General features: G+C 60.2%; 13 protein-coding genes and 1 pseudogene. 2 read left to right on the top strand and 12 right to left on the bottom strand.

The window, feature by feature from the left end; genetic code table 11:
• Nucleotides 1-404, top strand: a pseudogene (locus EOD15_RS16205) (hypothetical protein); the annotation flags it as partial.
• Between the two features lie 19 nt (nucleotides 405-423).
• Here EOD15_RS16205 and pqqE read toward each other — a convergent pair.
• From pqqE to EOD15_RS16250, 8 genes are all read right to left on the bottom strand, one after another.
• Nucleotides 424-1,542 carry a pyrroloquinoline quinone biosynthesis protein PqqE gene (gene pqqE, locus EOD15_RS16210; RefSeq protein WP_127322060.1) on the bottom strand — a complete coding sequence of 373 codons (1,119 nt, stop codon included), beginning with the start codon at nucleotides 1,540-1,542 and terminating at the stop codon, nucleotides 424-426.
• Nucleotides 1,539-1,835, bottom strand: a complete 297-nt coding sequence (gene pqqD, locus EOD15_RS16215) for a pyrroloquinoline quinone biosynthesis peptide chaperone PqqD (RefSeq protein WP_127322059.1) — start codon at nucleotides 1,833-1,835, stop codon at nucleotides 1,539-1,541. The genes pqqE and pqqD overlap by 4 nt, the downstream gene beginning before the upstream one ends.
• Nucleotides 1,832-2,590, bottom strand: coding sequence for a pyrroloquinoline-quinone synthase PqqC (pqqC, locus tag EOD15_RS16220; RefSeq protein ID WP_127322058.1), 759 nt, complete (start codon nucleotides 2,588-2,590; stop codon nucleotides 1,832-1,834). Before pqqC ends, pqqD begins: the two co-directional genes overlap by 4 nt.
• Nucleotides 2,587-3,525 carry a pyrroloquinoline quinone biosynthesis protein PqqB gene (pqqB, locus tag EOD15_RS16225; RefSeq protein WP_127322057.1) on the bottom strand — a complete coding sequence of 313 codons (939 nt, stop codon included), beginning with the start codon at nucleotides 3,523-3,525 and terminating at the stop codon, nucleotides 2,587-2,589. Before pqqB ends, pqqC begins: the two co-directional genes overlap by 4 nt.
• A 415-nt stretch (nucleotides 3,526-3,940) precedes the next feature.
• Nucleotides 3,941-4,501, bottom strand: a complete 561-nt coding sequence (locus tag EOD15_RS16235; protein WP_127267403.1) for a PQQ-dependent catabolism-associated CXXCW motif protein — start codon at nucleotides 4,499-4,501, stop codon at nucleotides 3,941-3,943.
• The gene (locus tag EOD15_RS16240) at nucleotides 4,498-5,361 is read right to left on the bottom strand and encodes a substrate-binding domain-containing protein (protein ID WP_127398820.1); all 864 of its coding nucleotides are present in this window, start codon (nucleotides 5,359-5,361) and stop codon (nucleotides 4,498-4,500) included. The genes EOD15_RS16235 and EOD15_RS16240 overlap by 4 nt, the downstream gene beginning before the upstream one ends.
• 1 nt (nucleotide 5,362) lies before the next feature.
• The gene (locus tag EOD15_RS16245; RefSeq protein ID WP_127408630.1) at nucleotides 5,363-5,887 is read right to left on the bottom strand and encodes a c-type cytochrome, methanol metabolism-related; all 525 of its coding nucleotides are present in this window, start codon (nucleotides 5,885-5,887) and stop codon (nucleotides 5,363-5,365) included.
• A 176-nt stretch (nucleotides 5,888-6,063) separates the two neighbouring features.
• Complete coding sequence (locus tag EOD15_RS16250; RefSeq protein ID WP_127321098.1) at nucleotides 6,064-7,965, bottom strand: methanol/ethanol family PQQ-dependent dehydrogenase; 1,902 nt, start codon at nucleotides 7,963-7,965, stop codon at nucleotides 6,064-6,066.
• Nucleotides 7,966-8,651: 686 nt separating this feature from the next.
• Between EOD15_RS16250 and EOD15_RS16255 the strand changes: the two genes are divergently transcribed.
• Complete coding sequence (locus EOD15_RS16255) at nucleotides 8,652-9,005, top strand: hypothetical protein (protein WP_127269861.1); 354 nt, start codon at nucleotides 8,652-8,654, stop codon at nucleotides 9,003-9,005.
• A 124-nt stretch (nucleotides 9,006-9,129) separates the two neighbouring features.
• Here the strand turns inward: EOD15_RS16255 and EOD15_RS16260 are convergent, their stop codons facing one another.
• From EOD15_RS16260 to EOD15_RS16275, 4 genes are all read right to left on the bottom strand, one after another.
• On the bottom strand, nucleotides 9,130-9,993 hold the full coding sequence (locus EOD15_RS16260; RefSeq protein ID WP_127321097.1) for a quinoprotein dehydrogenase-associated SoxYZ-like carrier: 864 nt from the start codon (nucleotides 9,991-9,993) through the stop codon (nucleotides 9,130-9,132).
• A gap of 117 nt (nucleotides 9,994-10,110) precedes the next feature.
• Entirely contained in the window at nucleotides 10,111-11,082 is a 972-nt protein-coding gene (locus EOD15_RS16265) for a quinoprotein relay system zinc metallohydrolase 2 (protein ID WP_127321096.1), read from the bottom strand.
• A 34-nt stretch (nucleotides 11,083-11,116) separates the two neighbouring features.
• Nucleotides 11,117-11,857: an ATP-binding cassette domain-containing protein gene (locus EOD15_RS16270; RefSeq protein ID WP_032900692.1), complete on the bottom strand. Its 741-nt coding sequence runs from the start codon at nucleotides 11,855-11,857 to the stop codon at nucleotides 11,117-11,119.
• On the bottom strand, nucleotides 11,826-12,650 hold the full coding sequence (locus EOD15_RS16275; protein ID WP_127321095.1) for an ABC transporter permease: 825 nt from the start codon (nucleotides 12,648-12,650) through the stop codon (nucleotides 11,826-11,828). Before EOD15_RS16275 ends, EOD15_RS16270 begins: the two co-directional genes overlap by 32 nt.
• Nucleotides 12,651-12,696: the final 46 nt, after the last annotated feature.

Consider the following 12,696-nt stretch of genomic DNA (forward strand, 5'->3'; position numbering starts at 1 on the left):
CCATCAAATACAGCGACGGCGGCGCGGCCGATCCTCTCGTCGAACTGTTCGACATCATATCAGGTGAAACCGCCGAGGCTGCTTTGCGTAGCCTGTTCCTCGAAAAGACCGACAAGGCGGTCAGCGCCCGCTGTGTGCTGACGCCATACACGCAGGGCACGGAGCCTGCCGGCGTCAAACGCTACACATTCAGCCCTGACGCCTCCTATGCGGAAGAACTCAAAGCGCTTGCCAGTTCCGACGAGGTTCCCGAACCGCCCTGCGGCGACTGGGGTGAAATGCCTGACGGCATCCAGTATTTCGAGGTGCCGGCGGGTGAGGGGCACAGGCTTCTGTTTGTGCGCATCGGCCAGGATGAGCCATTGTTTGACGAGCAGACGCTACGCGTCTTGCCGAGGGGTTGAGACGCGCTTTATTGCCGACTTAGGCGGATTCGGTCACGGCGCCGATCCGCCGGTAGACGAAGGGTTCTCTCGAAGGAGTTGTGGCAATGCGCTTTGCTTCGTCGATCAGCATTGCCATGCGAGCATGGACCGGCGATTTCGCGCAAGCCGGGTCCGTTGCAGCGGCATCGCCGGCGATCGCCATCGCCTGGCAGCGGCAGCCGCCCCAGTCGATCTCGCGCCGCTCACAGCCACGGCACGGCTCCTGCATCCAGTCCGTACCGCGAAAGGCATTGAACCCCGGTGAATCGGCCCAGATCGAGGACAGTCTGCGTGGTTCGAAACGCTCGAAGCTGAGCGACGGGATCGTCTGTGCGGCATGGCAGGGCAGTACGGTGCCGTCAGGCGTAACCATGAAGGCGTCCCGCGCCCAGCCGCCCATGCACGGCTTGGGATAGATCGCGAAATAGTCCGGCGTCACAAAATCGATGTTGATGATGCCGGCCAACCGCTCCTGTGCCTCCGCGACGATCTCCGCCTGCCTGTCGACCGCTTCACGCTCGGGCATCAGTTGGTCGCGATTGGTCAACGCCCAGCCGGCATACTGCACATTGGCGATTTCGAGCCTCTCCGCGCCCAGCGAAAGGGCGAGATCGATGAATTCCGGCACTTCCTCGATGTTATGGCGATGGATCGGTGCGTTGATGGTAAGAGGCAGACCGGCAGCGCGTGCGCGGCGTGCCGTTTCCAGCTTCTTTTCGTGAGCGCCCTTGTGGTTGCCGATGCGATCGGTGGTCGCCGGACGCGCGCCCTGAAAGCTCAGTTGCAGATGGTCGAGGCCGGCTTCGGCAAATGTCTCGATACGGCCCTCGACGATGCCAACGCCCGCGGTAATCAGATTGGTGTAGACGCCGCGCCCCGCAAGCCCGGCGATCAATTGCTCGAGGTCGCGGCGCAGTGTCGGCTCGCCACCGGACAGATGCACCTGGAGCACTCCGAGATCGGCGGCCTCCGAGAACAGGGCGAGCCAGGTCTCAGTGTCGAGTTCGCGATTGGCCTTCAGCAGTTCCAGCGGATTGGAGCAATAAGGGCATTGCAGCGGGCAGCGATGCGTCAGTTCCGCCAGCATGCCGATTGGAGGGAGGAGGGGCGTGCTCATGGCCTCACCAACAGCTTGTCCGACCATTCCTGCAGGAAGGCGATGACGTCGGTCGCCACGGCCTCCTGTTCGGCCTCATAATCCGCGGCAAGGCCGGCAATGATATCGCCGACCGTGGACCGTCCATCGCAGCGGCGCAATATGTCGAGACTGACATCGTTCGGCCAGAATATCTTTTCCGGTGAAAGCACGGCGAATGCCTGCCGCACGGAATCGTATTGTATGCGCACGTGTTTCGGCAGCGAAGGTACCGATCGCAACGACACCACGGCTCTTTCGCGCAGCGCCATCATTGGGCTGCCTCGGGCTGGAAGGCGCCGGGCGGTATGTTTCCCTGCTCGCCATAGGCGTGTTGAAGCGCGTCAAGCATGGCCCAGAGTATATCGCATTTGAACACCAGTGCATCGATTGCCTGCTGCTGGCGCTCCGCCGTATCGGCATGGCTGAGCACGTAGGCGAGGGCGAAGTCGGCGTCACGCGAGGCCTGTTCGGGCCGTTGCCTGAAATAGGCCAGTGTATCCTCGGTGATGTAGTCGTATTTGGCCAGCATTGCCGGCACCCGCTCGCCGATGATGAGTGGCGAGAACATCTCGGTCAGCGAGGACGCGACCGCCTCGAACAACGTCCGGTTTGTGCAAAAGGAAAGGTAAGCGCCCACCGCGAAGCGCGTCGCCGGCAGTGCCAGCCTTTCGCTCTTCACGGCCTCGGCGTCCAGGCCGAGCGAAGTTGCCAGATGCAGCCAGCGCGCGATGCCGCCGCTCCAGCCGTCCTCGCCGTCATGATCCTCGATCCGCTTGCGCCACGCGGCGCGAAACGCTGGATCCTCGGCATGCACGAGTATCATGGCATCCTTGCGCGGGATGACCGCCTGATAGCAATAGCGGTTCAGCGCCCAGGCCTTCATCTCGGCCTTCGACAATGCGCCGCTGGTCATCCTGTGGTGAAAGGGATGGCGATTGTGATAGCGCTCGGCGCCAACCTGCCTCAGCACGGCTTCGAGAGCGTTCGTGGAGAGTCCGCCTTTGGCTGCATCGCGGAAGTCGCTCAAAATTCCACCTCAAGACCGTCGCTTGCGATTTCCCAGCCTGCCGCCTTGACCGCCGCGTGCTCGGCGGAATTCTCGTCAAGGATGGGGTTGGTGTTGTTGATGTGGACGAAGACGCGACGGCCGACCTTCACATCGGCCAAGCCGGCGATCGAACCCGATTCTCCCGAGATCGCCAGATGCCCCATCCGCGCGCCGGTTTTCTGACCGACGCCGGCGACGATCATCTCGTCGTCGGTATAGACCGTGCCGTCGAACAGAAGACATGCGGCATCGGCGAGACGCGCGCGCAAGGCCGCATCGATGCGCGCGCAGCCCGGAATATAGAAGACGGAGCCGCGGCTGCCGATGCCGGCGATTCGGACTCCGATCGTATCACCTGCGTCGGAGTTGAAATTGGCATCCGGATGGTCTCTATCCTCCAGATAGAGTGCTATCTTCCCGGGCACTGGAAAGGGCTCGATCATTACGCCGGTCTCGCGGCCTTCTGCGTCGCAAATGGCCAATTCTTTCGCCGGCGGCAGGATGCGCCGCGGCACAAGCGCTGGATCGAGAACACTGAAAATCGAATTCGCCTCCAGCGTCGCCAGAACCTGCGCCGTTGCATAGATGGCGAAAGGCTGCCGCTCGCGCAGGCTGAGCAGTCCAGCGATATGATCGACATCGGCGTTGGTCAGCACCACCGCGCGAATAGGCGTGGAGCGCAGCGGCGCATCGCCCGCAGGCTGCAGTTCAGGTGTTGCAGCGATTTGCTGGCGAATGTCGGGCGAGGCATTGAAAAGAACCCAGCCGAACCCGTCCGCGGAGGCGGCGATACTGGACTGGGTTCGTGAATGCACCCCGGCCATGCCGGTGCGAGCCGCACGACTCAGACGGTAGTTGCAGTTCCATTGCGGAAAGCCGCCGCCCGCCGCCGATCCGATGATCCTCAAATGCATGAAAATGCCCGCGCGCCGGCTTCTCTGACCTGCAGGCAATTTGCAGTCACAAAAAACGCTTCGCGCGCTTTGCGTGCGTCAAAATCTTTCACGAAAATCCCATGCGGCGAGGGGATGCGCGCCCCTGTCGCCAGGGACGCGCACCTCTGCGGCCTACTTCTTGGGAGTAATTTCAGCAGGCAGATACCGTGAAATTTCGAAGCCAGCGGCAACCTGACACATGGTCGGTTTTTTCCAGTTCTTCTTCATGACATTTCTCCTCTTATACCAGCCCGAAGGGACCGATCCTGTCGTTAGCCAACCATTGCAGGGCACCGACGCAATGGCTCGTCCATCAAGTCTCAAAATGGACAAATGAAACAATAGGTTTTGAAAAGTTGAAAACAAACTATCGAGAATAATTGCAGTCCTTACTTCAATTGTTCGTTGTGTAGGGTTTTTTCTCCTCCAGTGGAAGGTTTGCATCTTCCCACCCATCAGCGCCGAGCGGATACCAGATTACCGAACTGTAGCCCCACTCGACGGCCCGTTTCGCCGCATTCCACGACATCCAGCAATTCGTCATGCAGTAGAACAGAATCGCGCGCGACTTGTCCGTCCCGGCCTTGGCCTCGAGGCCTTGGCGAAAATAGCTGGCGGTCTCCTGCGAAATAGCGCCGTATCCCACATTGGCCAGCCATATGCTGCCTGGGATGTCCTTTCTGACCTTGTCCCTCCATATGGTTCCTGCCGGCAAATTGGTCGGTTTGGGCGTGTCCGGCATCACGTCGAAGAAGATCGCCTTTTTCGCCCGCCACAGCGCTTCCGCTTCCACCGTCGTCACCACCCTCGCGCCTTGCAGCGTCCGCGGCACCGGCGCCCGATAGTCGTCCATCCGAAAACCGCTGGGTTCGGCGACATCGCCAGCCCATGTCGGCTCGGTCAGACCCAGAAGGCTCGCGGCGACCAGCAAGAAAATAGTCTCCCTTCCATTCATTGGGTAATCAGGTTGTCGTGTTCGTCGATCAGCGGCACGTTATAGCTCAGCAGGATCCTGGTGATCTCCGCCTGGTTTTCCCTGATCACCCGGTTGAGCGTCCGCTTCCATTCCTGGTCGGACGGACGTACGCCCATGGTAATGCGGTAAGACATGCGCGAGCCGGTTTTTTCCTTCACCAGTGGAACGATCGTCACATCAGCTCCGAGTTCCTTGGCATAGTAACCTGCCATCGGTCCCCACAGCACCGCCGCATCGATCTTGTGTGCCAGCATGTCCTTGATCATGACCTCCCCCATGGATGGGGTGACCCGCGTATCTACCGCAAGCGGATAGATCTTGGCGGTCCGCAGGAGCTTGTTGGCGGCCATGTTGGCGGTTGGCGGCGTGCTTTCAACGACGCCGATCGTCTTGCCCTTGAGTCTGGGATCCTCGATCGTTTCCACGCCTTCCATATCGTGGCTTTTCGGATGCACAAGCACATAGGCGGAGCGATAGTAGGCGTTGGTGTTCTGCACCAGCTCATCGCCCTGGGCATAGCCCATGATGATGTCGCATCGGTTGGCCCCCAACGTATTGCGCACGAAGCCGGTGATCGTGGGAAACCAGGTGTAGGAGACGGACTTGCGCCCGGTTTTCGCGGCAACCAGCTCTGCCAGCTTGTTTTCGAATCCTTCGCCGCTCTTGTCGGTGAAGGGCATATTCGAGGGATCGGCGCAGACGCGCAAGATGTCGGGGTCGACCAGTTCTCCCGCCGCACCAAGGCCGGCGCTTTGCGCATGCGCGTTCGACGGCAGCAAGGCGAGCGTGCCGAGGATCGGCAGAACGACGCGCAGCTTCAATGCATCGCGACCAATCATGTCATCCACCCATGCAGGATGCTTCGGCATCCTTCGCCGCCTGGGCCTTGTCTTCGTGCTTGGGCGGCCGTCCGCGGGGCGCCGCGCCATCTGCGCGCGCGCGCAGGTAGATGTAGAGGTCGTCCATGTAGCAATAGACATTCTTGTTGTCGCCAAAGGCAGGCATGACGTTTTCCTTGCCGCCGCCGACATTCTTGCGGCCCTCGGCGACGATCGAGAGGAACGTGCCGTAATCCATGTTTTTCAGGCTGTTGACCAAAGCCGGCGCATAGCTCGAACCTGTTGCATCCTGTCCGTGGCAGACATGGCAATCGGAGTGATACCGGCGGTAGCCGCTGAACGTGTACCAATCGACGGTTCCGTTTTCGATCTTGTAGGTCGGATTTCCATCCGCATCCAAATACTTGCCGCCTTCTTCCTTCACCGCCTTGGCTTTTTCCATGCTGTCGTCGGCCTGGGCGACGCCTGAGCTTGCCAGAGGCAGCAGAGCCAGGACCATAGCCGAAATTACAATGCGAACGGACATTCAAACTTCCTTCATTTGCCAATGGACACGGTTTTGCTGGCGCGACCGGCATTGATCGGTGTTTTGGGTGCGTAACCGAATCGAGAGCCCGGCCATGGCTTCCGGATGATCCGGGCTCTCGTTCTTCAAGCCTTTGGTCTCACAAGACCCGAGGCGTTCTCAAGGTTCCCAGCGCATCAATCCGGGAGACCGAAGACGGTGAGCTGACCGCCCAGCGTCGTGTAGTCGGCAAGTGCCGCGTAGCCACCGACGGCACCAAGACCAGCGGTGCCAACGACGGCGGCCTCATCGCCTTGGGCACGGCCCTGATCGACGGCGCCATGCCAGGCAGCGGCGTTATCAGGCGAAAGCAGGCCGCCTGCCAGGCCAATACCTGCCCAGCCGCCAACACCCGACAGAACGGCGATGTACTGCTTGCCGCCCTGCTCGTAGGTCGTGATGTTGCCGATGATGCCGGACGGGGTCTTGAACTTGTAGAGTTCCTTGCCGTCCTTATCGACCGCCTTGATGTAGCCTTCGAGCGTGCCGTAGAAAACGACGTCGCCATCCGTGGCCAACGCGCCAGACCACACCGAGAACATCTCGGGCTTCGACCAGACGATCTCACCCTTGGCTGCATCCCAGGCAATGAAGTTGCCCATGCTGCCGTCGCCGCCAGGGGCCGGGTACATCGACACGGTGGCGCCAACATAGGGCTGACCGGCGGTGTAGCTTACCTTGTAAGGCTCATAGTCCATGCAGACATGGTTGGTCGGGACATAGAACAGCCCGGTCTTCGGCGAGTAGGCGGCCGGCTGCTGGTCTTTGGTTCCAAGCGCGGCCGGGCAGATGCCGGTCGAGTTGGTGTCTTCGCCGTTTTGCTGGGTCGAATATTTCGCCACGACCTGCGGGCGGCCATACTGATCGCTCTTTGGGTCCATGTTGACTTCGGTCGCCCAGTTCACAGCCGGATCGTATTTTTTGGCGACGAGAAGTTCGCCGCTGGCGCGATCCATGGTGTAGGCAAAGCCATTGCGATCGAAATGCACCAGCACGTCGTGCTTGGCGCCGTTGACGTCCATGCCATCGACGAGGATCATCTCATTGATGCCGTCATAGTCCCATTCGTCATGCGGGGTCATCTGGTAGAGCCATTTGGCAACACCCGTGTCCGCATCGCGGGCCATGATCGTCATCGACCAGCGATTGTCGCCGGGGCGTTGTACGGGATTCCACGTCGAGGGATTGCCGGTGCCATAGTAGACCAGGTTCAGCTTGGGATCATAGGAATACCATCCCCATGTCGTGCCGCCGCCTGTCTTCCACTGCTCGCCTTCCCAGGTGTTCGTGCCGGAGTCCTTGCCCACCGGCTTGCCGAGATGCGTGGTCTTTTCGGGATCGATCAGGGTGTCTGCGTCCGGACCTTCCGAATAGGCTTTCCAGGCGAGTTTGCCATCTTTCAGATTGTAGGCGGCCAGCCAGCCGCGAACGCCGAATTCGGCGCCGGAGACGCCGATGAGCACCTTGTCCTTGACGACGACGGGGGCAGCCGTACCGGATTCGCCTTTGCCGCCATCGGTCTGGTCACCGTTCTTGACCGACCAGACGACCTTGCCGGTCTTCGCGTCGAGGGCGACGACCGTGGTGTCGGCCTGATTGAGAATGATCTTGCCGTCACCATAGGCAACACCGCGATTGACCGTATCGCAACACATGATCGGGATGACGTTGGGATCCTGCTTGGGTTCGTATTTCCAGAGGATCTTCCCGTCATTCTTGAGGTCGAGCGCAAAGACATTGTTCGGGAAAGGCGTGTGGACATACATCACATCGCCGATGATAAGCGGTCCACCCTCGTGGCCTCGCAGCACGCCGGTGGAAAAGGTCCACTTGACCTGCAGGTTCTTCACATTGTCCGCAGTAATCTGGTTGAGTTTGGAATAGCGGGTGTTGGCGTAGTCACCCGTCTGCATTGCCCAGTTCTTCGAATCCGAAGCCAGCTTTGCAAGGTCCTCGTTAGCCGACGCCGTATAGGCCGCGCCAAGCGACAGAAACGCCGCAGTGGTTAGAATATAGGTAGCTTTCGTAAGTACACGCATCCGAATTCCTCCCGAGGTTCATAGTGATGAATCATTTGCTGAGCCCACAAGGGCTTGCCCAAGCGATTCACGGGGGGGAAATATTTCCGGCAGCGTGTCACGACCTAAGCCAGATGTGCAGAGGGCACCGTTACTGCCCACCTCACCTTGGCCTACGAAAGACTGTCGCCGCTCCCTAATGACGGTGACGCCCTTGAAGCCGGAAACAGGGTGAGGCTATGTCATCGCAAAACGCTAGGCAAGCAAAAAAGCCTGGGTGTCTTTTTGCACCGCAATATCCTAAATGATGCGGTGCAATATAAGGAAATAATTAGGAGGGTATTTGTTAGATAAAGTATTTCTACTAGCTAAGTAACGGTTGGCCGCATAAAATTTGATTATTTTTTGAGTTTTACATTTCACCTAAGCAAGGATTTTATTTAGCGGTATTCACTTCGATGTCTCGGCCTAGCCATCTACGTGCTGCATGGGGAATCGATAGTGGGCCAAGCATGAGATGATCGTTGGAGTTGGGGTGTGGAGCGGGCCATCAGGCCGCCATGCGGAACCACGGTCGACGAGTACCGCATTCCTCCTTTGGTCGTATACGGAAGCCATGGGCGCTTGACTGACTCTGCGGCTCGTTGCCAACTGCCACGGTGATCCCGACTTGGCACATCGCGCCCAGGCTAACCGGAGGTTTTCCCATGATCAGATATGTTGGATTTTCGACCTTGCCGCTGCTCCTGGCCGCGCCGCTGGCCTTCGCAAACCCGGCGGGCGCCGCGGGAGATTACCCGACAGCAACGATTGCCGATTACGTGCTCGGCTGCATGCAGACGAACGGCCAGACACGTAAGGCGCTGGAAAGCTGTTCCTGCTCGATCGACGTCATCGCCTCGATCCTTCCGTACGACCACTATGAGAGGGCCGAGACTTTCAAGAGTATGTCTTTGACCACAGGCGAAAACGCTGGGCTGTTTCGCGAAAGCGCACCGGCGAAGGCCGCCCGTACCGAATTGAAGCGCGCGCAGTCGGAAGCCGACGTGCGCTGCTTTTAGAGCCTGCTCCCTCCGCAAGCCGGATAGAGTTCCATCCTTTGCCTGGACATGATCCTCCCGAAATGAGCTTCACTTCGGGGATCGAGCTGGCAAGCACCCGGCATTACGGCGCAAGAGGGATACTTTAGAGACCTGCTGTCTCCAGGGGCCACTGATTGCGGAATGTTTTGCCATCCGTGTCGGTCGCTTCCACCTGGATTTCGCCGTTGCCATGCACGGTGAAATCGAACCGGAAATTGGGGTCTTCCGAAATCGATATTCCACCTTCCATGGAGAGGATCGGCCGGCCGGCTTGCGAGATCGACAGTTTCTGAACAAAATGCGCCGGTATGAAATACTGGGTCAGCGGATCGCGCTGCAGGCCCGAATTGTTAGGGTGCCGGATCATCAACTGCAGTTCCTCAGTCTTGGTCATCGTCTCTTTGGGCGGGAACTGGCGCAGCTTCATCTGACCCATCGTCGCGTTGGCCTCGTCCTGGTTCTTGACCGCAGGGGCGGAGCATCCGCCTGATGCCTTAACGAAGGTCTGCATCATATGGAGCTGGCCGCTCTGCGTCTCAGCGATGGCACGCAGATAGGAATAGTCGTTGACGCGCACGCGCGTCGAAAGATGCGTCACGCCGGCATCCTTGCCGAGCTGGAACGTTGCCGCCACCGGTGCAGGGTTGGCATCGATGATCAGGGTAACGGATTTGATGCCGTCCGGCGCCTTGGCTGGATCGAGATAGATGTCGACGGGCACGATGGCGGCATCCTGCGCCCGCTTCGGCGCTTCGATCCTGACGACGCCGGTATCGACCAGAATTGCCCGATCGCCGAACACGTCGCCCTTCAAGTCATGCCAGATCCTGTCCGAGGACGCGGTTGTTTGCTGTGCGCTGGCGGTTCCGGAGGAACCGAGCAGCGTGCCGATGGCCAAGATGATCGCGACAAAAACGGATGCGAGCGGCAAAGCGAGCTGCCGGCTCGAGTAAACGTGATTTTGCATTTCGATGCCTCCACCAATGCAGAGAGGTGGTGCCCAGGCTGGCGTTGAGGATAAGCCTTTGGCGACGCCTTGGCAAATCGCCGTGCCTTACAGCTGCTGGACGCATGTCGGCATTGTCTATTCCCACTCGAGTTCGGCAAATGCGGCCGTTGCGTTGCGCTCGTTGTAATCGTCGAACAGGTGCCAATTATCCCGTTCGCTTTCGCCAGCGGTTTTGACTGCTTCGCGCAGCGGCGTTCCGTCGGCGATCGCCTTTCGGATATCGCGCGCCAGAATCTCGAAATAGCGTCGCTCCCCCGCCACCGCCTGTGGCCAGTCGGCCGTTACAGGACCATGGCCAGGAACGACGCGCGCGGCGTCGATCGCGGTGAGCGCATCCATCTGGCGGAGCCATCCAAGCAGTGATCCGTCGAGCGTCGGCAAGGAGCCCATGAACACGAGATCGCCGGCAAAGAGCGTTCTGGTCGCGGTATCGAACACGGTCAGGTCGTTGTCGGTGTGCGCCGCCTTCCATGCCCGCAGTTCGATCATGCGCCCGCCGAGGTCGAGTTGCAGGTGATCGTCGACCAGCATGGTCGGCGACACGATCTCGACCCCCTGCATAAGCGCCTCGCCAAGCTGTTCGCGATAGTTGTGCAGATAGAACGCTCCACGCGCCTCGAGAGCACGCGGCAGATTGCGGTGACCGACGATGGTCGCGCCGATCTTCCGGAATGCCGCATTGCCGAAGATGTGGTCGGGATGCATGTGGGTGTTGACCAGGAAGCGAACCGGCTTTGCTGTCAGCTTTCCGATCGCGGCGAGAAAGGCCTGCGCCTCGATCAGGCTGCCACCGCTGTCGATGACGGCAACCGCATCGGTGCCGATGACGGCGCCCAGATTGCAGATCGCACCGTTGTTGGCGGCGGTCATCAATTCATCCGCGCCCTGGAAGGCGAAGACGCCGTCGGCGATTTGCGTGGTCGAGAACCGCAAGCTGGCGCCTGCGGCCAGAACGGCTCGTCCGAGGCAGCATGGCAGCAAGGCGGCGCTGGCAGCGGTGCAGGTGAAGCCACTCACAAGCCTGCGTCTTAGCCGATCAACCGACATGAAGGCCTCCGATATGCATTTCGCCAGCAGGCGATCAGGTGACGTCCGGAAATCTATGATGGAACGACCGCAGGAGGTCGCTCATCACCTGCGAATTGCGATGTTGCCGTGGCAACCGTACGTCGAACACGCCGAGCACATGGGTTGGCCGTGGCGCGAGCACGATGATGCGGTCCGACAGCATCAGTGCCTCGCGTAGATTGTGCGTCACCATCAAGGCGGTCGTTGGCCGTGCCGACCACACGGTCAAAAGCAGATGCCGAAGCCGCTCGGCGGTCTGTTCGTCGAGCGAGACAAAAGGTTCGTCCAGGAAAAGCACCGCCGGCTCGGTGGCGAAAGCCCTGGCAAGTGCTGCCCTGCGCGCAAGGCCGAGCGACAGTTCGGCAGGATAGAGCGAGCGCATGCCGGCGAGGCCGAGCGTGTCGAACAGCCCGTCCAGATTTTTCGCTCTCAAGCTTTTCGGCAACGCCAGCCTGACATTCTGTTCCACCGTTCGCCACGGCAGCAGGGTCGGTTCCTGGAATACGGCGGCGATGCGGTTCGAACCTCCTTGCGGCAACTGAAAGGAGCCGGAAAAGTCTTTGTCCAAGCCAAGCAGGATACGCAGCGTCGTGGTTTTGCCGCAGCCCGACGGTCCCAGCAAGCAGGCGAATTCGCCTTGCCGGACCTCGAAGGAAAGGTCCTGAAGCGCGGTGATCGAGACGCCTCGCGCGGACCTGAAGGTCTTTTCGGCGATGTCGACCTTAAGCGGGACGACGGCGCCAACGGGTTGCATGTCGTTCAACGGGCTGCACCAGGAGGAGTTCAATGACAAGCATCACCGCCACGAAAGCCAGCGTGTAGGCAAGAATGGCGGCGACATCGAAGAGCTGGAAATAGAGATGGATCTGGAAGCCGACACCGTTCGAGCGGCCGAGCAGTTCGACGACCAGGACGATCTTCCAGATGAGGGCGATGCCGGATCGCGACGCGGCGGCAAGATAGGGCTGCAATTGCGGCAGCAGGATATGGCGGATGCGTTCAAGGCGGCCGAAGCGATAGACGGTGGCCATTTCGGCGTAACTTGGATCAAGCGCCCTGGCGCCTTCGCGCATCGTCACCACGACATTCGGGATCTTGTTCACCGCCACCGCGCCGATCGCCGCCGCCTCGTTGAGGCCGAACCAGATGTAGCCGAGGACGATGACCACCAGCGCCGGGATGTTGAGGAACAGGATCACCCACGGGTTGAAAAAACGGTCGACGCGGCGATGGCTGCCGAGCAAAACGCCGATGACGGATCCGATGATCATGGCGACGATATATGCCGCGGCGACCCGGCCGAGAGTCACGCCGAGATGGTAAAAAAGGTCGCCGCTCGCAGCCTCCCTGAGAAGCACCTGCCAGACCTGCCCAGGTCCTGGAAAGGCACGGCTTGGCCAGACGCTTGCCGCAAGGTTCCACAGCAGGCAAAGCCCGAGCAGGGAGACCGCTACGGTCAGCGCGGGCATGAGTGCCGTCGCCAGACTGCGTCGGCCGGACATGCTCGGCGGGGCATCACGCGTGCCGTCGGTTCCCAATGCGGTCATTTCTCGGGATCCTGCCAGAACGTGCCGGGCGCCATTTCCGGCGCGC

Origin of the sequence: Mesorhizobium sp. M7A.T.Ca.US.000.02.2.1, from assembly GCF_003996995.1 — a bacterium.
Taxonomy (GTDB): Bacteria; Pseudomonadota; Alphaproteobacteria; order Rhizobiales; family Rhizobiaceae; genus Mesorhizobium.